This window comes from Lyngbya sp. PCC 8106 (assembly GCF_000169095.1).
In the GTDB taxonomy this organism is placed as follows: Bacteria; Cyanobacteriota; Cyanobacteriia; order Cyanobacteriales; family Microcoleaceae; genus Capilliphycus.
On the sequence record NZ_AAVU01000007.1, the window covers coordinates 117,704 to 142,253 of the forward strand.

Consider the following 24,550-nt stretch of genomic DNA (forward strand, 5'->3'; position numbering starts at 1 on the left):
TGTGAATATTTCCTCAATTTTAAGTGGATCTTTTTATCTAATTTTCGGTTTGTTTTTCAGGCCAACTTTTGTCAATATCAAGTAACACCGTATCAACGTCTTGACCGTCAATATAATTAATAATTCCGAGCCAAAACGTTCCAGTCCCCACTGCTCCGGACATGACATCTGAAGCATCAAAGCGAATTAAATCGGCATTTAATAAAATTTCAGCTTGTTGGCGACTGACGGCATCGGGATAAACATCCAAACTCACCCCACGATGGGGAGAAATATAGCCTCCCATTGCCGCCGAAATTTCGTGAGGTTGAATAGAGGCTAAATATTGCATTAATTTCCGAGCTTGGGGTGTATCGTTGAACATGGCAACAACATCGCCGCCGACTAAAATAGGTAAGCCCAATTCTTCGTTAATCGGAGGTAACGGAAAAATATCCACATTTTGACCCAGTACCACACCTTCCGGGAAAAAACTACTAATAAAACTGGCTTGACGGTGCAGATAACACTCAGGTGGATCTGTAAATAAACCGTTGGGAGACACACCAAAGGGAATATTAATAATGCCAATGGTGCCGCCAACAACATATTTAGGATTGAGGGCGATTTGACCAAACCTTTCAAAGGCTTCTTTAATCGGCGGAGAATTAAACGGGATTTTGTGTTGAACCCACTGATCATAAACTTCTGGGCCAGAAGTTCGCAGGACAATATCTTCAATCCAATCGGTACCGACCCATCCGGTTGCATCTCCGCTTTGGATTCCCAAACACCAAGGAACACGACTATCAGCGACAATTTGATCAGAGAGATCGACGAGTTCATCCCAGGTTTTCGGGACGGTGTATCCTGCGGCTTGAAAGGCTTTCGGATTATACCAGACTAAACTTTTAACGGAGGCTCTGTACCAAATTCCGTAGATTTTGCCATTCACAGTACCCAAAGTGAGCCAGTCGTTTGAAAAAGCTTGAGTGAGATCTTCTCTATCAATGACGGTTTCGAGGGGAACGAGTAAGTCTTTTTTAGCAAAGTCTGCCATCAAACCGGGTTGAGGAAACATCGCAATATCGGGTGCATTTCCCGCTTCAACCCGCACGGGAAGCAGGGTGCTAAAGGCTTCTGTTCCCTGATAAATGACTTCGATCCCTGTTTTTTCGACAAAAGGGGTCAATGCAGCTTCTAGCTTTTGTTGTTGGGGGCCTGTCATTGCCCCTAATATCGTCACACTTCCCTGGGAGGGGGGATTGCTCTGGGTTTGTTGGTTTTGATTTTCCGCCGTTCCGGCACTACAAGCAACTGTCAAGACCGATAGACTCACCAACAAACCTGCATTGCTGAATGCACGACGGTACTGACCGCAAGAACACCAAATTTTGTCAACTTGAATAATCACTCTATAAATTTGAGCTTCCCACATTTTGATTTCCTCCTGACTAGACTTTAGCTATTTGGAAAATAAAGAGCAACACAGTTAGACTGTTAGACCCAAGCTGTTCTATAAAGTTACACTCCATTTTGAGCAAAATAACCAGAGGAACAGTGCAAATATGATTAGTCTGAGACTTTTGTCTCCGGTGTCCAGCGATTGATCATCAAATTAACTTGATATGGTCGAATGATCTGTTATATAGTTGATCTAAATAAGTTTTGGCTCAATTCTGGGTATTCTCAGAGAAATATTCGCTACATCGCCTTGCTTGTTAGTCTTTGAGACCGCATCCGGTTTTAAAAGTGCCACTAATTCTCAGAAAAAACACCACTCCTGAAGCGAGAGCGGTGCATAGGGGGTGTTATGGGTGTTACGGCTACTAGAGTAGCAGAGTCGAATTGGGTCTGAGTCTCAAGCTTGTGCTAGTTGACAAATTGTCACAATATTTTTAGGGTGTTGAGGTTAACTAAGCTGATATTATGCCAAAAAAACACCGCTCCTGAAGCCAGAGCGGTACATAGGGGGTGTTATGGGTGTTATTAGTCCTAAGGTAACAGACCCCCTATTGAGTGATCATCATGGTTGTGCAAGTGATCAAATTGTCACAATTGAGGATCGTAGATGTTATAATTCCCTAGACTCAAAGGATGGCAAAATGGGGAATCAGATGCCAAAACAAGGGTTGCTATGAATTTTAGTCTTTTCGATCTGTTCTGGATTTTTCTGCTGATCAGCTCTTTGCAACCTGTAATTCAGAAACGTTCAATGGAGTCGCGTCGGATCAAAGCGATTCGAGAATTTGAACAAAAGCGAAACAGTCGGGTTATCCTGCTGATTCATCGTCAAGAGTCGATTAGCTTGTTCGGAATTCCGCTCTCTCGTTATATCAGCATCGAGGACTCAGAACAGGTACTCAGAGCTATTCGCCTCACTCCTTCTGATGTTCCAATTGATTTAATTTTGCATACTCCGGGCGGTTTGGTGTTAGCGACTGAACAAATTGCTCATGCTCTCATTCGTCATCAGGCTAAAGTCACCGTGTTTGTGCCTCATTATGCCATGAGTGGAGGGACGATGTTAGCTTTGGCTTCTGATGAGATTGTCATGGATGAAAACGCCGTATTAGGCCCGATTGATCCCCAGTTAGGTAATTTTCCGGCAGCAAGTATCTTAAAAGTTCTTGAAGATAAACCGATTAGTGAAATTGACGATCAAACTTTGATTATGGCGGATATTTCTCGGAAAGCAATTCGTCAAGTTCAAGACTTTGTAAGAACTTTGCTCGAAGATAATATTCCCCAACAAAAAATTGATCCCAGTCGCATTGATGGGGTGATTAATGCCTTAACGACAGGTCGCATTACCCATGATTGTCCGATTATGGCAGAAGAAGCAGCAAAATTGGGATTACCTGTAACACCGGGATTACCAAAATCAATTTATTATTTGATGGATTTGTATCCTCAATCGCGAGGAAACCGTCCAACTGTACAATATATTCCTATGCCCTATACTCGACCTGCGGCGATGCCTGAAGGGACAAAAAAATCAGACCTTCACTAAATTTTTCTTTGCACAATACTCAACCTAAACTGTTATCTAAAGACGTAAAATTATGCTAGACTCTAAATCTTCTTTAACTTATCCAACCACTCGCAAAGGGGATCACGTTGATGATTATCATGGGGTGAAAGTTGCTGATCCCTATCGTTGGCTAGAAGATCCCAACTCTGAAGAAACAAAAGCCTGGATTCAAGCACAAAATGAGATTACATTTGGTTATCTCCAACAAATTCCTGCCCGAGAAAAGCTGAAACAACGCCTAACTAAACTTTGGGACTTTGCTAAATATAGCACGCCTTATAAACAGGGTAATCGCTATTTTTATTATAAAAATGACGGTTTGCAAAATCAAAGTGTGTTGTATGTTTTAGATGATTTGGAAGGTCAGCCCGAGGTTTTGCTAGACCCCAATACATTATCTGAAGATGGTACCGTTGCGTTGTCTGGGGTTTCCATTAGTGAAGATGGAAATTTGATGGCTTATGGAATTTCGACATCGGGTTCAGACTGGCAAGAGTGGAAAGTTCGAGATGTTAATACCAAACAAGATCTCGACGATCATTTAAAGTGGGTTAAATTTTCAGGAGCGTCTTGGACACACGATCATCAAGGCTTTTTCTACAGTCGTTATAACGAACCGAATGAAAACACCAAACTTGAAGATACCAACTACTATCAAAAGTTATTTTATCATCGTTTAGGTACACCTCAATCTGAAGATCTTTTAATCTACGAACGTTCAGATCAAAAAGAATGGGGTTTTAGTGGTTCAGTCACAGAAGATGGCAAATATTTGATTATTTCGGTTTGGCAGGGAACTGATCCTAAAAATCTAGTTTTCTACAAAGATTTAACTCAATCTGATGCACCTGTGATTGAACTGATCAGCGAATTTGAAGCTGAATATAATTTCATTGATTATCAAGATACAAAATTTTGGTTTCAAACGGACTTAAATGCTCCGAAAGGGAAGGTAATTTCCCTCGATATTCACAGTGGAGATCGAACCGAAATCATCCCAGAAATTGAAGATACTCTGCGAGGAATTAATATTCTCAATCATCAGTTTGTGGCTTTTTATCTCAAAGATGCTCACACTCAAATTAAAATCTTAAATCTTGATGGTTCTTTTGTGCGAGAAGTCGAATTACCGGGAATTGGTTCGGCGGGAGGATTTAGCGGTAAACCTGACGACACCGAAACTTTTTATGCTTATACCAGCTTTACCACGCCAACGACGATTTATCGTTATGATATGGTAACAGGAGAAAGCCGTCTGTATCGTCAGCCCGAAGTTGATTTTAACCCCGAAAATTATGAAACCCAACAAATTTTTTATCCAAGTAAAGACGGGACTCAAATTCCCATGTTTATTACTTATAAAAAAGGCTTATCACTTGAGGGGAATAATCCGACAGTTTTGTATGGCTATGGGGGATTTAGTGCTTCTTTAACCCCTAATTTTTCTATTAGTCGTATTGCTTGGTTGGAAATGGGGGGAGTTTATGCGATTCCTAACCTCAGAGGCGGCGGTGAATATGGGGAAGAATGGCATCAAGCGGGTACAAAACACAATAAACAAAATGTCTTTGATGACTTCATTGCAGCGGCGGAATGGTTGATTAAAAATAAATATACTTGTTCGCAAAAATTAGCGATTTCTGGTGGAAGTAATGGCGGTTTATTAGTGGGGGCTTGTATGACTCAACGCCCAGATTTGTTTGGGGCGGCTTTACCTGCTGTGGGGGTGATGGATATGTTACGTTTTCATAAGTTTACGATTGGTTGGGCTTGGTGTTCAGACTATGGTTCACCGGATAATGCCGAAGATTTTCAGGCAATTTATGCTTATTCTCCCTTGCATAATTTGAAACCTGAAACGGCTTATCCGGCAACTTTAATTACAACGGCTGATCATGATGACCGAGTAGTTCCAGCACATAGTTTTAAGTTTGCAGCAGCGTTACAAGCCGTTCATGTGGGAGATAATCCGGTGTTAATTCGGATTGAAACAAAAGCCGGACATGGTGCGGGTAAACCAACGGCAAAAATTATTGAAGAATTAGCAGATGGATTTGCTTTTTTGGTGAGAGTATTTGAGATGAATCCTACGTTTTAAGCGATTGAGTTTTTTAGGGTTGAGGGCGGCGGCTTTTACCTTCAAATGAAGTGAATTGAATCGGTATCATTTAAGTAGAATGTCGTCAAGTTCAACCCTAAATCTTGTGAATATGAAGTGGTTTATTAACTCTAAGATGTCGAAGATTAAGTTTAGCTTAAAGTTTGGTTAATTTTGTGAAAACTATGATAAACTATTAACAATAAGTTAATTTCTGAATTCTTGATTATTTTAGAAGTGTATGAACTGTGTTCCCTCAAACGGTTAACAACGATTAAAGCCGGGCAAAATCTGAAACAAGTTGATTTCTTTGACTCTCGTTCAAGATGTCAATAAAAGTTAATCTAATGGTGGTATAATGGATAAAACCTTTTCCGTCAATCACCAAGAAGCTATATCTCGCAGCGTTGAACGATTTTCTCAATGTCATCTATCGGTAACAATTGATTTAGAACCTTGATCATGGAATCCTGAATATCCATTAACATTAGATTTACGAAAATTTACATAAAAACAATTTTTTTTGTCAAACTGTAAAATATAGCGAAGAAATGCTGACTTAGTTATCCAGTTTATAAAAAATATCTTAAGACAAAGTGAGTTTAGGAGGAAAGTACATTGTAAAATAAAGAGGACACCACGCCACACACAACAGAGAAAAATGACCCAAAGTAACCCCAAAACTCAAACCATTCAGGAACAAACCGGACTCCGACAGAGGCATTTTGCGGATCTGATTCGAGTCGCACAAATCATTTTTGATCCTTGTGGAGGAATTACAGGTCGAGTTGTTAATGCAGATTGGCAAGCATTCGGTATTCCGATTGAAGTTGAAAAAAATCTTAAACTTTTAGGAGATAAATATCGCTATGCTTCTCCTCATTTACCGATGGAAGAAGTTTGGGAACAGTTGACCCCGGAAACCCGAAGTTGGTTCATCGAAAATAAAAATGAATTGTGGATGTTAGAAGAAGCATTTCCGGCACTTGATGAAGACTAAAGATTAACGTCACGTCAACACTCTATTTTATTTTACCCAAGCCAGACGGCCCAATGGGTCGTCTAAAATTTAGAATTAATTATGAAACATTTAAAGAAATTTATGAGATAATATACATGAATCTTGACTTTAGTTTAAAAATGTATTATATATGTAATATAATACAGATAGTCGTTCCATATGCTGATCTGAGGCAAGTTAAACAGTGAGCAATTTCTCACAGAAGGTCAACCCAAAACCCAATCTTCTCTATCAACGACTAGAGGAGGCTCTCCAACAGGGGAATGAAGTGCAGGTCGTATCATCTTGTGGCAGATTTTTTGGTATTCCCTCTGCTCTTGATGAGGATTTTTTAGAACTCGTTAATCTGTATATTCCCTCTGAAGAAGAAGGTTGGGAAGATGAGCCATACGAACGCACAGTTTGGTTGATTAAAATTTCTGAGATTGTTGCAGTTGCTTATCCAATTCAATCGTTATCAAAAGCTCAACTAGAGTCATTGATTAACCCCAGTCAAACAGTCTTTGAATCTGAGGATTAATCAAGCCACTCAATGAGGTGGTTTCCCAAGACTTCAAAAACGATAACCCGAGATTGATTTCGGGGATAGAATGAATTAAAATTCATCACGTTAACTGATTTCAAGGGATTTCCACCTCAACTCTTTTCATCCCCTAATTGTGACTCTTTTCAGACAAAACTTGACAATGAATCCTCAGCGTTTGGTCAAAATTAGTCAATATTTGAGCAAACACTTACGACATCAACCCGAACGTCTAGGACTAAAATTAGCGCCTGGAGGTTGGGTTAATGTTGATAAACTTTTAGCAGCTTGTCAACATCATCAATTTCCTCTGAGTCGGGTCGAACTCGAAGAAGTCGTGATTAAAAATGATCAGCAACGATTTTCCTTTGATGAAACAAAAACTCGTGTTCGTGCGAATCAAGGTCATAGTATTGATGTCGATTTACAGTTAAAAGCGAGAATTCCGTCCGATATTCTTGATCACGGAACAGTGAAAAAGCCATTGATGCAATGTTGCAATTTGGGTTGCTAAAAATGTCTCATCATCACGTTCATTTATCTACTGATATCACCACAGCAACAGGAGTTGGAAGGCGAAAGAGTCGTCCTATTATTTTTCAAGTGAATGCAGCTTAAATGGTTCAAGACGATTACACCTTTTATTGTTCTAAGAATGGCGTTTGGTTGGTGGAACAAGTCCCAGTAAAATACTTAACCCCTCTAAACTGAGAGCCAAAAAAATGAATATTCAACACTATAATTACTGCTTGATTATAGATCTAGAAGCGACTTGTTGTGATCAACATACCATTCTGCGTTCAGAGATGGAAATTATCGAAATTGGGGCGGTAATGGTGGAGACAAAAAAACTGACTTCCGTTAACGAATTTCAGACTTTTATTAAACCCATTCGTCATCCAATTTTAACTAAATTTTGTCAGCAATTAACGTCTATTACTCAAGCTCAAGTCGAGCAAGCACCTCACTATCCAGAAGCCATTAAAAATCTAAAAAATTGGTTATCTCAATATTCAGATTCTCATTTAATTTGGGGTTCTTGGGGAGACTATGACCGACGACAATTTGACCAAGATAGTCAATTTCATCATGTGTCTTTTCCGATAGGTTATCCTCATATTAATCTGAAAAAAATGTTTAGCACAAGTCAAGGCTTAAAAGGACGTTATGGGATGGCAGACGCTTTAAAATTGGCAAATATTCCCTTAGAAGGAACCCATCACCGAGGAATTGATGATACTCGCAATATTGCTAAACTCATGCCTTATATTTTAGGTGTTAAAAAGCTAGAGCATTAAGTTGTAAACTCTGAGTGAAAAGATAACCATGAAAATCAATAATTTTGACGCTCCTAAATTATTTTATCAACAAGCTAAAGAATATTTACTGCGCTATGAAGCTGAACATAATCTATTATTAGGAATTAGTCAAGCCTTAATACATTCACCTGATAGATATGGGAATCAACCCTATTTAGCAACGGTAGAAGAAGAAGATAAAATTGTAGCGATTGCCATGATAACTCCTCCCTATAATTTTCTGCTTTCAAAAGTTGAAAACTTCGCGGCTATTGAAATGATCGCTCAAGATTTATATCAGAATAAAATATCATTACCGGGAGTTAGTGGTTTAACAACTGAAACTGAAATTTTTGCTCAACAATGGCATAACTTAACTCATCAAGCTTATGAAATAGAAATGCACTTGAGAATTCATCAACTCAAACAGGTTGAACCCATCCCAAAGGTTAGCGGTTTTCTGCGTTTAGCAACAGAAAATGATCGCGCTTTACTCTTCAATTGGTATGAGGAATTTATTCAAGAAGCGGCACCTTCTGAACCCACGAGTATTGAAAAAACTGTTAACTATCATTTAGGTCAAAATCATATTTATCTTTGGAAAAATGAAGTTCCTGTTTCTATGTCTTTAGCCACTAAAGCTACACAAAATTCTAGCAGAATAGGGCTAGTTTATACTCCTCCAGAATATCGAAAAAAAGGTTATGCAAGTGCTTGTGTTGCGAGTCTCAGCCAGCAATTACTTGATCAAGGAAATCAGACTTGTTATCTGTACACAGATTTAGCAAATTCCACATCTAATCATATTTATAAAAACATTGGATATAAACCCGTTTGCGACTGGAATATTTATCAATTTGATGCGATTTAATTTTAGATTTTAATTTCCTCAAAAATAGGGAAGATATCTATAAGCTTATTAATCAACTTTCAAAGATCGTTTTATCTTAACATCAACTGATTATAAAATGACACCTAAATCTACTTCTGCTCAAACCAAAAATCAAGTTTTAAATTCCGAAAGCGAGCAAACTTTTCGCTCTCAACCCCAAGAAGAACTTTCTTTTCAACAACTTGTCTCTAATCTAATAGCAGGTTTAGTTGTTGGAATTATTGGGGTAACAATGTGTGTTTCCTACGCGGCATTAATCTTTTCTGAACAACTTGCTAATTTTCTCACACGAGGAATTGGAATTACCTTTTTTAGTGCAGCATTGTTATGTTCAATTGTCGCTATTTTAAGTTCTTCTTCTGCGGGAATGATTGCTATTCCTCTCCCGGCTGCTGTCCCAATTTTAGCATTAATGGTTGCTGACATTGAAAAAAATATTCCCGAAGAAGCATCCTTAAATGTGTTACTATCAACGGCTCTTTGTACAATTGCTTTAACTTCTCTATTAACTGGAATTTCTCTACTCATTTTAGGACGATTAAAAGCAGGTCAACTCATTCGATATATTCCTTATCCAGTTGTTGGGGGTTTTCTTGCAGGTGTGGGTTGGCTGCTATTTAAAGGAGGAATTGAAGTCACAACAGGAATTGAAATTAGCTTTTCTAAACTCCCCATTTTATTTCACTCTAATTTACTGTTGCGTTGGCTACCTGGATTAATCTTTGCGATTGTTTTACTCTTGATTTCTCGTCGCTATAAACATTTTTTGATTTTACCTTTGAGCCTAATTTTTGCAGTTACTTTGTTTTATTTGGTATTAGCGATAACTCATACCTCATTAGCGGAAGCGACTGCTCAAGGTTGGCTGTTAGGGCCATTTCCAGAAGGAAATTCTTGGCAACTGTTGGGCTTAAGAGAAATCAAAACAGCAAATTGGTCACTGATTTTTGATCAAGTGGGTAGCATGGGTGCAATTATTGTGATTACAACCCTAGAATTACTCCTAACAGCGAGTAGTATGGAGTTAATTACCAACCGAGAAATTGACCTCAACCGAGAATTACAAGCCGCAGGAATTGCGAATTTAGCTTCGAGTTTGGGTGGAGGCTTAGTGGGTTGTCATTTGACTTCTTTAGGAAGATTAGCCTCAAAAATGGGAGCAACTCGTCGCTTAGTTGGACTAACTGCTGCTGGGGTTTTTGGGATTATGTTAGTTTCAGGAACTTCCCTATTACCCTTTTTTCCTAAAGTTGTTTTAGGCGGATTTTTGCTATTATTAGGGCTGAATTTTTTAGTTGAATGGTTATATGATTCCTGGATTGAACTTCCGCGAAGTGACTACTTTTTAGTCGTTTTAATTTTATTGGTGATCAGTACATTTGAGATTTTAGAAGGTGTGCTAGTGGGTTTAGTTGTAGCGGTGATTTTATTTGCTATTAAATATAGTCAGATTGAGGTAACAAAACATACTTTTTCTGGAGTCAATCGGAAAAGTTATGTTCAACGTTCTCCAAATCAAGAACACTTACTCCAAAAGCAAGGAAAGCAAATTTATATTCTTGAACTACAAGGATTTATCTTCTTTGGAACTTCAAATAAGTTACTCAATCAAGTCCGAACTTTATTAAGTCAAAATCAAGATCCTCCCTTACAGTTTGTGGTGTTAGATTTTCGTTTTGTTAACGGACTTGATTCTTCTGCGGTGCTTAGTTTTACAAAACTCAAACAACTTTCTCGCAAAGAACAGTTCAATCTAGTTTTAACAAATCTCAATTCTCAAGCGGAAAAGTTACTTCAACAAGGAGGCGTTTTAGAAGCAGAGAATTCTTTGTTAACAGTTTTCCCCGACTTAGATCGAGGGTTAGAATGGTGTGAAGACCAAATTCTAGAAATTTATCATCTCAATAAACTTAACTTCCAGCCTCTAAGTGAACAGTTACAAAGCTTTTTTCCCGACTCTCAACAGGTTATCATGCTGATGAAATACCTAAAATTATTACAAATTTCCCCGGATGAATTTATCTTTAGAACTGGAGATCTAGCAGATGGCTTATACTTCGTTGAAACAGGTCAAGTCAGCGTAATTTTTGAGCTACCAACGGGTCAAATGAAACGGGTACAAACTTACTATAGTGGAACGATTTTAGGAGAAATTGGTCATTACATGAATGTACCCCGAACGGCTTCAATTATTGCCGATCAACCCAGTCGTCTTTATTATCTCTCAACTCAAGCCTTTGAACAAATGGAAGCTGAACAGTCTCAACTCGCCAGTGAGTTTCATAAGTTTATTGTGAAGTTACTGGCTGAACGATTAAAGCAGCGATCCCAAGAACTGCAAAACCTTTTACAATAATTTAAACAGGTATTAAGTTTTATTTTGAACTGATTTTGAGTCTTGTTGTTGCATAAATTCATCATACTTATTGCGAACTTTTTTAATATCTTCCCACATTAACCATTTGGGTTTTCCGGGTTCCAGAGAAGGATTTCGCAGTAAATAAGCGGGATGAAAAATCGGCATACATAAGCGTCCTTCCCATTGTCGCCACTCACCCCGAATTTTAGTAATTCCTTGCTTTTCTGCTAACAACGACTTGACCGCAGTCGCTCCCGTCAACAAAATAATCTGCGGATCAACTAAGCGAATTTGTTCTAATAAATAAGGTTTACAAGCCTCTATTTCGGCAGCCGTGGGAGTTCGATTTTCGGGTGGACGACAACGAATCGCATTAGAAATATAAACCTCTCGTTCGGTACTCAACCCCACAGATTCTAAAATTTTATCTAAGAGTTGACCCGATCTTCCCACAAACGGTAAACCCTGTTCATCTTCATTTTTACCCGGTGCTTCTCCAATAATCATAATAGCCGCTTGGAGATTTCCGCGACCAATCACCGCATGAGTTCGATTATTTCCCAAAACACACCGATGACATTGATTACAATGATCCGCAATTTCATCTAAATTTTGGTAAGTTTCAGGAGGAATTTGAACCTGAACATCTTGGGGAATTTGATCCCGATTAAAATGAGATGGAGTTGGAGTAGCACCCGACTCGTCAAAGTCAAATAAATTAAGTTGTTGATCGCCAGACATGAATTTAAAAGCTGAAGTCACACGACAGAAACTTTATTTAGTCTAGACTGATTGAGTTGCAACTCTCAAGTTTGACGGTCAAGATAAAGAAGATAATGATCGCCCGTTATGTTCTCAACCCCTCCTTTTAAAGATCGCACACAGGCAGGTATAGAACTCGCTAAAGCCATTGAGCGACAAATTGCTCGACACCCCCAACACCGCGATCGCATCATCGTCTACGCCCTTCCTAGAGGCGGTTTACCCGTTGCTGAACCTGTAGCCCGTCGTCTCAACTGTCCGTTAGATGTGATCGTTGCCAAAAAAATCACCCATCCCGATAACCCTGAACTCGCTTTAGGTGCTGTCACCGCAGAGGGATATGTACTTTGGTCTTCTAAACATCGCCCGGCAAATTTTGAACTCCAGCAAACCCTCTTACATCAAGCCCACGGTAAAGCCCTCGATCAACTCGCCCAACTGGCGCCCAATGGCTTGAAAACCAACCCTCAGAACGCATTAGCAATTATCATTGATGATGGGATTGCCACCGGGTTAACAATGGCTGTAGCGGTTAGATTTCTCAAATCCAAAAACCCCAGTGAAATTTGGATCGGTGTACCTGTTGCCCCCCGAGACTTACAAGAACCCCTAAAACAATGGTGCGATCGCTTAATTATTTTAAAATTACCCCGAATATTTTTCAGCGTCAGTCGGTTTTATCGAGATTTTCCTCAAGTTGAAACCCAAACCGCGATCGCTTATTTACAACGTCAAACCGAATGGCTTTAGATTCAGTAACCCGTTGTTACAGTGACTCGTGAAAAGGTCACAGGGAAAATTCATAATTCATCGTTCCCGATTTTGTATGATATTTCAAGAGCGAACTTACAAATAAACTGGTCATGAGACTTTGGCAATATTGCTGGCAAACCCTGGTACTCTCGACTCAATACAATCAGCCTCAATTTATCGAGGTGATCATGTTAATATTAGCCATTATCTTACTCGGATTTTGGAGTTTAACCGGAGAGATACCCTATTTAGTGCTGTGTTTGAGTTATGTTGCGGGTTCCTCGACCTCGATGTTAGTCCGAGAAGCAATCATTCCTTCGACCCATTTTAACATCGCTCCACTGCTTGCTGTTTTGTTACTGTATATTAGTCTGTTTATGTTCATTGAATTGATGCTGACTGTTGCTTAAAGATCTTGACGGGAAGACTGATGTAGTATGATACGATTTCCCACAGGGTCATAGGCATAAATTTCTCGACCATGAGAAGCGGTTAAAATCTCTCCGGGGGGTGGATATCCCAGGCGAGATAACTCCGCGATCGCCCCATCCAAATTCGCCACTTCCAAACACAGACTCATTCCGGTTTTGGCTTGATCTGCAAACTCCTCAACCTGAGTCGAGTTGGGTTGAAAGATACCTAATTTTAAACCCGGAAGCTGAAACTCTGCATAAACTTTCGGGATGTACGACTGAGGTTCAATTCCCAAAAATTGACGATAAAACTCCACTAAAATCTGGAGATCTGTCGCCGCAAGCGTGACAAAGGCTTCAATGCAGTGTACAACCATAATGGCAAAATTGCTAAACCTAACGCTTAAATTGTACAGATGGGACGAATCTTTTTATCCGCAGGTCATGGTGGCTTTGAAAACGGAGTCCGAGATCCGGGAGTGATTGCAGGAGGAACAACCGAAGCCCAAGAAATGATTTGGATTCGCGACTTGGCTGCTGCGGAATTGCGATCGCAGAATTTTACGGTATATTTGGTTCCTGATGATCTCTGTCAAGTTGAAACGGTTGACTGGATTAACTATTATTCTCGTCCGGGTGATGTCGCGTTAGAATTGCAAGCGGGAGGCTCATCAAATCCCAGTGTACGGGGCGTAACGGTGTTTTATATTGCTCACAATGCCGAACGTCAACGGGATGCTCAACAGCTTTTAATGGCGTTGTTACGGCGAGTTCCTCAATTTCCCAGTCGGGGAACGAAAGCGGATACTGCAACTGGATTAGGGCGTTTAATGTTTTGTCGCTGGATTATTATTCCTTCTTTATATGTTGAAATTGGTTTTTTGACTAATTCTCAAGATCGAAGTTTAATTCAATCTCGACGACAGGATATTGCTCAAGGAATTGCGGATGGAATCATCGGTTGGATTCAAGGAGAAAACGTCATCCCTGCGCCTCCCGTTCCACCGAATGTGATGGTTTATGGTTCAATTGGAATTAAAATTAATGGTCAATCTTATGGGGAAGGTGGGATTTTAATTCAAGGGAATTCTTATATTCCTATTGATTTAGTGGATCGTCTCGGAATTAATGTTGCTCAACTGGCTCGGGTGCGTCGAGTTCGATATCAAAATATTGTCTATGTTCGTGCTGTAGATTTGCGAGATTTTGGCATCTCCGTGTCTTGGGATAATCCGACTCGGACTGTTGTTTTACGGTCTTTTTCCCGAGTTTATGCTGAGAAAATTGATCGAATTATGAGCAATGGGATTACGACAGAATTACAACTGATTGCGTTTATCAAGTCTGAAAATAATACGGGTTTGTATCAATTTCCAGAGTTGGCTCTGATCTACCAAGAAGAAGCTAATATCGAAGGCGTTAATTATGATATTGCTTTTTGTCAAATGTGTTTAGAAACGGAGTTTTTACGATTTGGGGGCGAAGTCAAAGCCGCTCAAAATAATTTTGCTGGACTCGGAACGCTTGGCGGTGCATCAACAACGGCTTCTTTTGCAACCCCTCGATTGGGAGTTAGAGCGCATATTCAACATTTAAAAGCTTATGCAAGTACCGAACCTTTAGTTCAAGATATTATCGATCCTAGATTTCATTTTGTGACCCGAGCAATTGCCCCTTCTGTGTTGCAATTAAGTGGGCGTTGGTCAGATGATTTACAATATGGTAATCGAATTTTAGCCCTGATGCAACGACTTTATGAAGTTTCTGGAGTTCTCTAATTGAGTTCTAGACTTGAAAAATTAAGCGATTGAAAATAAAACTCTATCGAGAGGCAAAAATCGCCGGAGAGACTGACTGAACTTGCATTTTTTTATATATTATGCTATGATTAATTGTTGTAAGCTCATATCAAATATTATTTATGTGTATTTGAGGGTATAACTTTTGTATACTTTAGAGTATAAATTTATAACATACAACAATCGGGTTTTTGACTCATTATCAATCCTCTTGATTAATCGCAAAAAAGTAAAGTTATAGTAGAGTAAATATTGAACTAAGATAAAGAATATATAAGCATCTCCAGATTGACTTACTAGATTAAAAATTAAACTTATAACCCACCCTTTTTTAGACTTATGTCTTCAATTCAACATCAGTCACCTGTAATGTGTTCTGTTCATCGAGATTCTCCCATGACTGAACAACCCGGCGGCCCTATCCCTCCTTTCTCAACAATATATATTGAGCGTTCTCCTCTCGAAAAACAAGCCAAAGAAGCGATTGAACAACCCGGATGTTTACTCCGAATCAAAAGCCCAAAAAAGATGGGCAAAAGTTCCCTAATTGGTCAGGTTAAAACTCACGCAATAGGCTTAGGATATCGGATCGTTCATCTAGATTTACATCGAGTCGATTCTAATATTTTAACAAACTTAAACTCTTTTTTACGGTGGTTTTGTAAAACTCTCAGTTATCAACTGCAACTTGAATGCGAACTTGAAGATTATTGGAATGAAGATATTGGCAGCAAAATTAGTTGTACTGCTTACCTCTACAACTATATTTTAGAAAAACTAGAAACTCCGCTATTACTCGTGATCAGTGAAATTGATTGCTTATTTGAACATCCACAAATTTACCAAGATTTTTTACTGTTGTTGCGTTCCTGGTATGAAGAAGCAAAACAAGAAGAAAGCATCCAAAAACTCAGGTTAATTTTGAGTCATTCCACCGAGATTTATATTCCTCTCAAGATCCATCAATCTCCCTTTAATGTCGGTTTAGTTCTCCAACTTACCCCCTTAAATTTACAACAAACCCAAGCCCTAGTTCACTGCTATGGATTCTCGTCTACTCTGAGTGAAACTATTACTAATCAACTCTACGAATGGGTAAACGGACATCCCTATTTAACTCAACTGGCTTTGTATCATCTCGTGAAGCAAATAGAAGTTAATTCAGAGACTCCAGAAGTTAAACTCGCTCATCTTATAGAAGAATCTGTCACACTATCAGGGATTTATAGCGATCATCTACGACGTTGTTTAATCCACTTAAAACAAAATCAAGAACTCGCCACCGCTTTTCAATACGTCGTTGAAATCGATGATGCAATTACACTCGATCCCATTTTAGCCTATCAGTTAGAAAGTCTAGGGCTAGTCACACTCATCGGTAATAAAGTGATTTGTAGTTGTCAACTTTATCGACAATACTTTAGAACTTACAAACTAGACATCATTGATCAGCATCCATTAATTCACCATCTCAGACAACTCGAAAAACAAAATCTAACCTTAAAAAGCCTCTCAGAAACAGATGAATTAACCGGACTGGCTAATCGTCGTTGGTTTAACAACATGATTGAACAAGAATGGCAACGATTAGGACATCAAAATAATTCCTTATCACTTCTTCTTGTCGATATCGATTATTTCAAAGTCTATAACGATCTCTATGGTCATCCGGCTGGAGATGTTTGTCTACAAAAAATTGCTCAAGCCCTAACAGAATGTGTTAACCGTTCAACAGATTTGGTTTCCCGTTATGGGGGAGAAGAATTTGCAATTTTGCTCCCGATGAGTAACAATCAGGGCGGAGTGCAAGTCGCCCAACGTATTCAAAAACAAATAAAAGCCTTACAAATTACCGTTAAAAATTCTCAGATCATTTGCTTTCCAGAGGACGTTGTAACAGTTAGTATTGGAGTAGCAAGTATTATTCCTTCATCCGATTTTAATTGGCGAGATCTGGTCGAAGCTGCTGATCGATCTCTCTATGAATCTAAGAGAACAGGACGCAATCGGATTACAGTCAGTCAAACTTTTAGCAGGTTAAATGAGTGAGAATTTTTATCAAGTTGGAGGGAGCTTAAGAGTTGGAATCGGAATCTATGTGATTCGACCCGCAGATCATGAGCTTTATCAAGCACTAAAAGCGGGAGAATTTTGCTATGTATTCAACGCCCGTCAAATGGGAAAATCTTCCCTTTTGTGTCAAACTCGTTACCGACTGCAACAGGAAAATATTCGCTCCTCCTTTCTAGATATTACCCGAATTGGTAGTAATGATGTTACACCCATTCAATGGTATAGAGGAATAATTTATGAACTCTGGCGAGGATTTAATTTGCCCAAACCCGCTACTCTCAAAACCTGGTTGCAGAGTCAAGCGGATTTCTCTCCCATACAGCAACTTAGTCATTTTATTGAAGATGTTTTATTGACTCAACTGAGCGAAGAAAAGTTGGTTATTTTTATCGATGAAATTGATAGCATTCTGAGTCTAAATTTTCAGGTTGATGACTTGTTTGCTTTAATTCGTTTTTGTTATAACCAACGGGCGGTTAATTCTGAATATAATCGCCTTACCTTTGCTTTGTTTGGAGTGGCTACACCTTCCGATTTAATTCGAGACAAAACTCGCACCCCGTTTAATATTGGACAAGCTATTGATTTAGAGAACTTGAGTTTAAATCAATCTATGGTTCTCGCTCAAGGATTTCCAGTTTCTAAAACCAAGAGTAAAGCGATTTTAACGGAGGTTTTTTACTGGACAAATGGACAACCATTTTTAACTCAAAAGTTGTGTTATCTTGTTCAAGGAAAATTAGAAGAAATCTCTATAAAAGATCCAGAATCAGCCCTAGAATATATTAGTCCAGAGCGCTTTGTTTCGGAAATTGTGCGATCGCAGATTCTCGAAAGTTGGGAATTTCAAGACGAACCCGAACACCTAAGAACCATTCGCGATCGCCTGTTATACCATCGCCAGCAAGTCGGACGAATTTTAGGGATTTATCAGCAAATTTTGCAAGGTAAAAATATTAACTCCGATGAAAGCCGGGAACAAATTGAGTTATTGTTGTCCGGGTTGGTGATTAAACAAAATGGCAAATTGCAAGTTATCAATCCCATTTATGCCGGAGTTTTTAACCTCGAATGGGTAAACCAACAGCTTCATAATTTGCGCCCCTATTCGCAGGCGTTTGATGCTTGGATCGCTTCGGAAAAAACTGATGAATCTCGTTTATTGAGCGGACAAGCGTTGCGAGATGCTCGAACTTGGGCGCCGGGTAAAAGTCTGAGCAATTTAGATTATCAATTCTTAGCGGCTAGCGAGGAAAGCGAGCGTCAAAAAACTCAGCAAGCCTACGAAGCCGAACGCGCTAAAATTATAGAAACCCAACTCAAACAAGAGCGTAAAAATGCCAAGTTGCAACGCTATTTGCTCGGTTCCATAAGTATAGGATTTTTGGTCGCCGTTGGTTCAGGATTGATCGCAATTAATCAACGCCAGCAAGCCATCCAACGGGAACAGCAAGCCACAGTTCAAGAAATTCAAGCCTTAATTGATTCCTCAGAAGGACTGTTTACCTCTCAAAATCGCTTAAAGAGTTTGGTGACGGCAATCAAAGCAAAACGGCGATTAAACAACCTCAAAATAACGCCATCTAATCTCGATAAAAATGTGACAGACACATTACGCCAGACTATTTTAGGAACCGCAGAATTTAATCGTTTGCTGAGTCATCAGGGTGTGGTTGTTGGAGTTGATACGAGTCCAGATGGTGAAATTATCGCCACAGGAAGTAGCGATAGAAGTATTAAACTTTGGAATCGTCACGGTCAGTTACTTAATCGTTTAGAACACGATGGTACGGTTTTTGCGTTTAGTTTTAGTCCCGACAGTCAAACCCTTGTTTCTGCGACTACACTCGGTACAATTTATCTTTGGAATGCTCGGGGAAAACTGCTAAGAAAATTCTCGGCTCATCAAGGTGCGATCTGGGATATTAGCATCAGTCCGGATGGTAAAACGTTTGCCTCAGCCAGTGGAGATACAACCGTTAAATTGTGGAATTTAGAAGGTAAACTTCTCAACAGTTTTACAGGAAATTTAACTTCCATTTGGGGAGTCGCCTTTCATCCAGAGGGAAATATGATTGCCTCGGCAAGTCTGGATGGAACAGTTAAACTTTGGAGGCTGAATGGTCAAAAAATTCTAACTATAGCAGCCCACAAAGCACCCGTTTGGGATGTCAAATTTGCTTGGTTAAAAGATGCAAACGGACAAAATAATCCGATTATTGTTTCCGCCAGTGGGGATAATACGATTAAAGTTTGGACAACTGATGGCAAGTTAATTAAAACCTTAGAAGGTCATCAAGGTGAAGTCATGGAAATTGAGATTAGTTCAGACGGAAATCAAATTGCTTCTGTGAGTGGGGATAAAACGGTAAGACTCTGGACAACAGAGGGAAATCTATTAAAAACTTTTAAAGGACATCAATCTACAATTCGAGCGGTAGCATTTGCTGAAGATGATCGAACCCTGATTTCGGGTGGTGATGATAATACAATTCGGTTTTGGACAACAAAAAATCCCTTTTATCAAGCTTTTAGCGGAAACGCCGGAACAATTTGGCAACTCAAATTTAGTCGGGATGGTGAAACTTTAGCATCGGCAAATTCTAGTAATACGGTTAAATTATGGTCAACCGATGGGAAATTACAACAAACAATAGACGGAAGAAGAATTAGTTTTTCATCAACTCAAAATTATACTTCGGGTTTAGAAGATCTACTCACCATCGCAAAAATTGGCGGTACAATAGAGTTTTGGAGATCGGGTCAACTGATTAACTCTTTCCCCGCTCATTCCAGTCAAATTTGGGATTTGTCCTGGAGTTATGATGGTCAAATATTAGCATCTAGCAGCGATGATAAAACTGCAAAGTTATGGAATGTAGACGGTGATTTAATTACAACTTTAATTGGACACAAAGCCCGGGTTTATAGAGTTAAAATTGCACCCGATAATCAGACGGTTATAACATTGAGTGAAGATGGAACGGCTAAACTGTGGAAAACAGACGGTACTCTGGTGAAAACCTTAAACGGTCATAATAATTCAGCTTGGGGACTTGATATTAGCCCAGATGCTGAAATCATTGCCACTGCGAGTTTAGATGATACAGTGAAACTCTGGAAACTTGATGGTACAATCCTACAAACTTTTAAAGGAGAATGTCGGGGAATATCTTCAGTTAATTTTAGTCCCGATGGTCAAACATTAGCAGTGGGTTGTGGAGATGGTTCGGTGAAAGTGTTAAAAATAGATGGAACTGAGATAGTTAAACTGAAAATTCACGAGAGTAATGTTTGGGATGTAGCTTTCAGTCCCGACGGTCGATTTATTGCTTCTGGTGGAGAGGATCAGACTGTTATTTTATGGAATTTAGAGGAAATTTTCAAGTTGGATGAACTCCCTTATGCTTGCAATTTTGTTAAAGATTATCTTCAAAATAGTTCGGAAGTTCAAGAACGCGATCGCTCTTTGTGTGATGATGTAAATTGAAACCTCTCCCCAACCCCTCAATAATGCTACAGAAGGTAAAAGGCAAAATCTCCCGACCTCCCCATCTATCATCTGTAGCAAACACTTAGGGATTTCAGATTATAAGTCAAACACTATTAAGCTTCTTTGAAAAACCTGACAAGTTCTCGGGCATGACTTAATATTTCGCTATCTGTTGTGAGTTGAGAAATAGCATTTTCTGCCTCTCTAGATAACTGTTGATGTTCAGCTTTATTCGTTGATTTTAACTGTTTTAAATCAGCCGATAGATTCTCTAAATCTCTGGTTTGAACTTCCCAATTTCTGATTTGTTGAGAGATAAACGAATTGGGATTATTAGTATCCAATATATTTGTTAATTGTTCTACCTTAAACTCAAGTGTTGTAAAGCGATTGCGAAGTTCAACAACATCCTCTCGCGGATAAGAAAACTCTCGCCGAACCATTGACAAACGTGCGGCTAAATATTGATAAGCACGAATCGATGGACGCAAAACAGTTAAGAGTAATGCCGCCCCCGAACCGATATAACCAACAACACTAATTCCAGCTAAAGCTAAGGCATAAAGTCCGAGAGTAGAAACGAGATGTAATCCAATTGCAACCCACAGAGAACGACTGGCAACAAGCTGAACATATTTAAGCTGTTTTTCGTCAATTCTGATTTCTTTTTTGATAGAATCATCCGCCTCCGCGATCACTTCCTTAGCATCAAAGTGAATATTCCAAGGAACCGTTACAATTAACAATAACCACCAAAATGTTGCGCCACCAATTACCCAGTCTAAAAAGTTCCCCGTCGGAATATTCAACCATTGCAAGATTCCGAAGCAAAAGAGAACTAATAGAAAAAGTCCTACAGTAAAACCTGCAAAATTAATTGAGTTTTTCATCGTTAAACGCTGGCAAATTCAGATGACTTAATTATGTTGGGCGAATGGGGACTTCTATAAAATCATGTGACAGTTCCCTGACTTTCATAGTTGTGACAATTGAACAATTGGATGCTACTCTCAGAAAACAGTAGAATCGCCAGGCTGTCATCCAAAATAAATAGAAACCTCCTTGTGACAATTTCACAATTGGATGTTACTCTCAAAAAACAGTAGAACCGCCAGGCTTACCGCCTCAACTCAAATTAATATAAACGTCAAAATAGAAATGAAAACCTCAAAACCAGGGAAAGTATATTTAGTGGGTGCAGGATTAGGAAATGTTGATTATCTAACGGTGCGATCGCATCAACTTTTGACCCAAGCAGAAGTAATTATTTATGATGCTTTAGTCGATGATTCGATCTTACAACTGATTCCCTCAAATTGCCTAAAACTTGATGTCGGTAAACGAGGCGGAAAACCAAGTACACCCCAATCAGAAATCAATCAGCTATTAGTTGAATATTGTCAACAGGGAAAACAAGTTGTGCGACTCAAAGGCGGTGATCCGTTTATTTTCGGACGGACAACCCACGAAATTCAAGCCTTAATAGCAGCGAATTGTACTTTTGAAGTTGTTCCGGGTATTTCCTCAGTATTAGCAGCGCCACTACTGGCTGGAATTCCGCTAACCGATGCTGTAATGAGTCGATGTTTTGCCGTATTAACCGCCCATGAACCCGAAGCAATTGACTGGAATAGTGTTTCCCAAATTGACACCTTAGTGATTTTAATGGGAAGTCGGAATTTAACAGAAATTATCCATCAATTACAACGTCACGGGCGATCGCCTCAAACTCCCATTGCCATTATCCACGAAGGAGGCCGCCCTCAACAAAAAGTTTGGATAGGGACATTAAGCGATATCATTGAAAAAACAGCAAACTCCTCTCTTTCCCCCTGCGTTATCGTTGTTGGAGAGGTGGTCAACTTGCGGGATTTCCTGCAATCTCCTGTATATCCTATGTCTAAGCCTCAAAACCCTTTATCTGAAAAAACCATTTTAGTCACCAGGGCAGCGGGACAGTCGAGTAAATTTAGCGAATTGTTAACCGCAGAAGGCGCAACGGTGATCGAAATGCCAGCTTTAGTAATTGGCCCCCCTTCCAGTTGGATGGCCCTCGACCAAGCGATCGCCCATTTTGACGGGACTTCCCCTTATTTTCATTGGTTAATTCTCACCTCAGCTAATGGTGTCAATTTCTTTTTTGATCGACTGCAAGCCAAGGGTAAAGATCCTCACGCTTTGAGTCAGACTAAAATAGCAGTTGTGGGGAAAAAAACCGCCGCAAGTTTACAGAAATACGAACTCCAACCTGATTTGATCCCGCCTGATTTTGTGGCTGATTCTTTAGTGTCTCATTTTCCCGAATCGTTAGCGGGAAAACGAATTTTATTCCCGAGAGTCGAAACAGGAGGGCGAGATGTGTTAGTACAGGAATTGACCCAACAAGGCGCCGAAGTGGTGGAAGTTCCGGCTTATGAGTCTAGATGTCCGGATACAATCGCCCCAGATGTCTTAGAAGCTTTGCAACAGCATAAAATTGATGTTATTACATTTGCGAGTTCTAAAACGGTTCAGAACTTCTCTCGTCTGACTCAATTTCTGGGAAAAGATTTATGGGAGGGTGTTTGTATTGCTTCGATTGGCCCGCAGACCTCGGAAACTTGTCAGCAGTTATTGGGTCGGCTAGATATAGAAGCAAAAGAATATACTTTAGAAGGGTTAACAGAAGTCATTGTTGCCTGGGAGTTGGGACAGAAAAAAAATCAGGGTCATTTGTAAACGTAAAAAATTGATATTCTCCCTTGGGGGTGAAAATATGAGTTTAAACAGATTTCGACAAAGCAATTTCACGCCGGATTTAACACAGGTTTTATTCGGGACTGCGACTGTGGCGGCGATTGTTGTCACTCAACAGAATATTGTTGTGGCAAAATCAGCCCAAGAAGTTGCAGAAATAGCCGCCCCGATTACGGTTCAAATTAATAGTATGTTGGGTGATGGTTCTGGTGTGATTGTAGCAAAATTGGGTCAGAAATATACAGTTTTGACCGTCAATCATGTGGTTGAAGAAACCAGTACAAATTATAGTATTCGCACCCATGATGGGGAAAATCATTTAGCAACGGCAGTCACTCGTCTACAAACTGATAACACCGAACCCGATTTAGCCATTGTTGAATTTGAGAGTAATTTAGATTATCCAGTTGCAACATTAGGAGATTCTGAACAGGCTGTTATTGGCGCTCAAATTTATGTTTATGGATATCCGGCAACCGGAGGGTTAACCGGGGCAGAACGCGAACCCGAACTCTCGCCGGGATTAGTCACCAGTCGCCCCAAAAGTCGCCCAGAAGGATACAATTTGCGCTATCAAGCTGTTACCTGGAGCGGTATGAGTGGCGGCCCGGTATTTGATGGGGCGGGGCGTGTGGTGGGTTTACACGGACAAGGGGAGTTTGGATTTGCTCAAACCAGTTCCGGTGATGTGGCACCGATTAAAACGGGGTTTAATGCCGCAATTCCGATTAATTTATTTATGGTACAACTCTCAGAAACACCCTTAAAGCGAGAGGATCTTCAGATTGATGAAACCTCAAAAACGGCAACAGAACCGACGTTATCTCTAGATAATCCTGGGGATGCTAAAACGTTCTTTTTTCGGGGTTTAAGTTTGTTGGATCAAGGATATGCTTGGGAGGCAATTGAGAGTTTGAATCAAGCCTTAAAACGTGATCCTAATTTGCCTGAAGCTTATTTTAATATGGGGTTAGCTCGTACCTTATTAGCGGCGAATGTTACTCAAGAAATTGGCACAGTTCGCGGTTCAAATCCGGTTGGTGATTATACTGAAGCGATTCGTTTAAATCCGGGTTATGCTGATGCTTATTATAATCGGGGGTTGGCATATTTAGAGCTAAAAAAGCTAGATTTAGCGATCGCTGATTTTCAGCAAGCAGCCCAACTTTATCGCCAATTAGGACGGGAAGCCTCCTATGCAGATGCAGTTCAACGTATTCAAGAACTTGAAACCTCGATGTAACTGATTTAACAACTAAAGTTAGAATAATCTCAAGTCTCCAGAAATTAAGTAAGTTTCTGGGGAATTTTGTCTTT

18 protein-coding genes and 1 pseudogene are annotated in these 24,550 nt (G+C 39.7%); 15 read left to right on the forward strand and 4 right to left on the reverse strand.

Going from position 1 to position 24,550, the window contains the following annotated elements; all coding sequences use genetic code 11:
- Positions 1-37: 37 nt before the first annotated feature.
- Entirely contained in the window at positions 38-1,417 is a 1,380-nt protein-coding gene (locus L8106_RS06980; protein WP_009783538.1) for an ABC transporter substrate-binding protein, read from the reverse strand.
- Between the two features lie 699 nt (positions 1,418-2,116).
- On the opposite strand from L8106_RS06980, the gene L8106_RS06985 reads away from it, so the two are divergent.
- The 8 genes and pseudogenes from L8106_RS06985 (at position 2,117) to L8106_RS07020 (ending at position 11,201) form a co-directional block, all read left to right on the forward strand.
- Positions 2,117-2,992, forward strand: coding sequence for a hypothetical protein (locus L8106_RS06985; RefSeq protein ID WP_009783540.1), 876 nt, complete (start codon positions 2,117-2,119; stop codon positions 2,990-2,992).
- 52 nt (positions 2,993-3,044) lie between these two features.
- Complete coding sequence (locus L8106_RS06990) at positions 3,045-5,111, forward strand: prolyl oligopeptidase family protein (RefSeq protein WP_009783541.1); 2,067 nt, start codon at positions 3,045-3,047, stop codon at positions 5,109-5,111.
- 661 nt (positions 5,112-5,772) lie between these two features.
- Positions 5,773-6,111: a hypothetical protein gene (locus L8106_RS06995; protein WP_009783542.1), complete on the forward strand. Its 339-nt coding sequence runs from the start codon at positions 5,773-5,775 to the stop codon at positions 6,109-6,111.
- A gap of 205 nt (positions 6,112-6,316) precedes the next feature.
- Positions 6,317-6,652 (forward strand): hypothetical protein, encoded by a 336-nt coding sequence (locus L8106_RS07000; RefSeq protein WP_009783543.1) that lies wholly within the window; start codon positions 6,317-6,319, stop codon positions 6,650-6,652.
- A gap of 166 nt (positions 6,653-6,818) precedes the next feature.
- Positions 6,819-7,273, forward strand: a pseudogene (locus tag L8106_RS07005) (RNA 2'-phosphotransferase).
- A 104-nt stretch (positions 7,274-7,377) separates the two neighbouring features.
- Complete coding sequence (locus L8106_RS07010; RefSeq protein WP_009783547.1) at positions 7,378-7,953, forward strand: 3'-5' exonuclease; 576 nt, start codon at positions 7,378-7,380, stop codon at positions 7,951-7,953.
- A 28-nt stretch (positions 7,954-7,981) separates the two neighbouring features.
- Positions 7,982-8,824: a GNAT family N-acetyltransferase gene (locus L8106_RS07015; protein ID WP_009783548.1), complete on the forward strand. Its 843-nt coding sequence runs from the start codon at positions 7,982-7,984 to the stop codon at positions 8,822-8,824.
- 97 nt (positions 8,825-8,921) lie between these two features.
- Positions 8,922-11,201 (forward strand): SulP family inorganic anion transporter, encoded by a 2,280-nt coding sequence (locus L8106_RS07020; protein WP_009783549.1) that lies wholly within the window; start codon positions 8,922-8,924, stop codon positions 11,199-11,201.
- A 12-nt stretch (positions 11,202-11,213) separates the two neighbouring features.
- Here the strand turns inward: L8106_RS07020 and L8106_RS07025 are convergent, their stop codons facing one another.
- Entirely contained in the window at positions 11,214-11,945 is a 732-nt protein-coding gene (locus L8106_RS07025) for a uracil-DNA glycosylase family protein (RefSeq protein ID WP_009783550.1), read from the reverse strand.
- Between the two features lie 108 nt (positions 11,946-12,053).
- On the opposite strand from L8106_RS07025, the gene L8106_RS07030 reads away from it, so the two are divergent.
- A complete protein-coding gene (locus L8106_RS07030) occupies positions 12,054-12,716 on the forward strand; it encodes a phosphoribosyltransferase (protein WP_009783551.1) in 663 nt (220 codons plus the stop codon).
- Positions 12,717-12,829: 113 nt separating this feature from the next.
- The gene (locus L8106_RS07035) at positions 12,830-13,129 is read left to right on the forward strand and encodes a hypothetical protein (protein ID WP_039895640.1); all 300 of its coding nucleotides are present in this window, start codon (positions 12,830-12,832) and stop codon (positions 13,127-13,129) included.
- On the opposite strand, the gene L8106_RS07040 is transcribed toward L8106_RS07035, so the two are convergent.
- On the reverse strand, positions 13,126-13,509 hold the full coding sequence (locus tag L8106_RS07040; RefSeq protein ID WP_009783553.1) for a VOC family protein: 384 nt from the start codon (positions 13,507-13,509) through the stop codon (positions 13,126-13,128). The genes L8106_RS07035 and L8106_RS07040 overlap by 4 nt on opposite strands.
- A gap of 39 nt (positions 13,510-13,548) precedes the next feature.
- Between L8106_RS07040 and L8106_RS07045 the strand changes: the two genes are divergently transcribed.
- From L8106_RS07045 to L8106_RS07055, 3 genes are all read left to right on the forward strand, one after another.
- Positions 13,549-14,910, forward strand: coding sequence for an N-acetylmuramoyl-L-alanine amidase (locus tag L8106_RS07045; RefSeq protein ID WP_009783554.1), 1,362 nt, complete (start codon positions 13,549-13,551; stop codon positions 14,908-14,910).
- Positions 14,911-15,270: 360 nt separating this feature from the next.
- Positions 15,271-16,980 (forward strand): AAA-like domain-containing protein, encoded by a 1,710-nt coding sequence (locus tag L8106_RS07050; RefSeq protein ID WP_009783555.1) that lies wholly within the window; start codon positions 15,271-15,273, stop codon positions 16,978-16,980.
- Positions 16,973-20,494 (forward strand): AAA-like domain-containing protein, encoded by a 3,522-nt coding sequence (locus tag L8106_RS07055; RefSeq protein WP_009783556.1) that lies wholly within the window; start codon positions 16,973-16,975, stop codon positions 20,492-20,494. The genes L8106_RS07050 and L8106_RS07055 overlap by 8 nt, the downstream gene beginning before the upstream one ends.
- A 116-nt stretch (positions 20,495-20,610) precedes the next feature.
- Here L8106_RS07055 and L8106_RS07060 read toward each other — a convergent pair whose 3' ends face one another.
- Positions 20,611-21,387, reverse strand: a complete 777-nt coding sequence (locus L8106_RS07060) for a hypothetical protein (RefSeq protein WP_009783557.1) — start codon at positions 21,385-21,387, stop codon at positions 20,611-20,613.
- A 268-nt stretch (positions 21,388-21,655) separates the two neighbouring features.
- Between L8106_RS07060 and cobA the strand changes: the two genes are divergently transcribed.
- Both cobA and L8106_RS07070 read left to right on the forward strand, forming a co-directional pair.
- Complete coding sequence (gene cobA / locus L8106_RS07065) at positions 21,656-23,215, forward strand: uroporphyrinogen-III C-methyltransferase (protein WP_039895642.1); 1,560 nt, start codon at positions 21,656-21,658, stop codon at positions 23,213-23,215.
- A 37-nt stretch (positions 23,216-23,252) separates the two neighbouring features.
- Positions 23,253-24,476 (forward strand): tetratricopeptide repeat-containing serine protease family protein, encoded by a 1,224-nt coding sequence (locus L8106_RS07070; RefSeq protein WP_009783559.1) that lies wholly within the window; start codon positions 23,253-23,255, stop codon positions 24,474-24,476.
- Positions 24,477-24,550: the final 74 nt, after the last annotated feature.